The organism is Ligilactobacillus equi DSM 15833 = JCM 10991 (assembly GCF_001435735.1).
Taxonomy (GTDB): domain Bacteria; phylum Bacillota; class Bacilli; order Lactobacillales; family Lactobacillaceae; genus Ligilactobacillus; species Ligilactobacillus equi.
Window position 1 is genome coordinate 1 of sequence record NZ_AZFH01000131.1, and the last position, 1,124, is coordinate 1,124.

General features: G+C 36.1%; 1 protein-coding gene. It reads left to right on the forward strand.

Annotated elements, in window-relative coordinates:
• Positions 1-1,124 (forward strand): LPXTG cell wall anchor domain-containing protein (locus tag FC36_RS07570; RefSeq protein ID WP_191978608.1); only part of this gene is annotated, 1,124 nt, incomplete at both ends.

The following is a 1,124-nucleotide window of genomic DNA, read 5'->3' on the forward strand; positions in this document are numbered from 1 at the left end:
GAAGATATCAACGGAACTAATGTTTTAGTTGGTGATACGTTGAAATACTCCATGACATGGGACTTATCAGACATGGCAGGTACTACCCTTTCATCAGAAACTTCTGGCCGTGAATTCTCCTTCTCAGATGATTTCGATGAAACTAAGGTAGACGTTGACAAAGACTTAATTACTGTTTTAGACGGTAAAGGTAACGACGTTACAAAACAATTTAATGTACAATTTGATGACAAGAAAGGCTCATTTAAGGTTACAGCTAAGGAAGCTGCTAAGTTAATTTCAACTTTTGGTGGACAAAAGCTTAATGTAGTCTTCTACGCAACACCTAAGTCTGGCTTGAAGAATGGTACTGAAATTGACAACACCGCTCAACAAGTGAATGCGGGTAACGTCTACAAGACAAACATGGTTAAGAACTATGTATACAACTTAGATCCTAAGAAGGATGTAATTGAAAATCTTGGTAATCCTAAGTCTCTTGACCAACAAGAAGTTGGTTTCAACCATGTTGTAACTTACACGCTTAAATCTTCAATTCTTCCTAAGAATTACAAGTTTGATACTGATTCATGGAGTATGGAAGATCACTTAGATAAGCGTGATGACTTCAATAACCACTGGTATGTATACGCATTAACAGACATTAACCTTGGTAATGGGCAAAAGGTAACTAAGAATACTGATATTTCTCGTTACTTTGACTACAATTACAATGATAAGGATTCTGTTGTAACTGTTTTTGCTACTAAGGCATTTAAGGACATTCTTAACAACTATAACAAAGACCAACAAGTTCAATTCCAAACATTAATTGAAGTTAATCGTCAAGGTTACGGTGTGGTTAAGAATACCTTTATTGAATACCACAACAAGGCAAAACAAAACAGTAATACTGTTGAAACTGTAACTTACAAGCCTATTACGCCACAAGCTTCTAAAGTTGTAACTGTTGGCCAAGAAACTATCGATGGCTTGACTAAAGTTGTTAATGACTCTGGTAAGACCGTTATCCAAGGCGATACTGTTTCTTACACTCTTAACGGTCAACGTTTAGAAGAAAACCACGCGATGGTTGATTCTTTAACTTATGTTGATGACTTTGATAAAGATGTAACCTTCTCTGG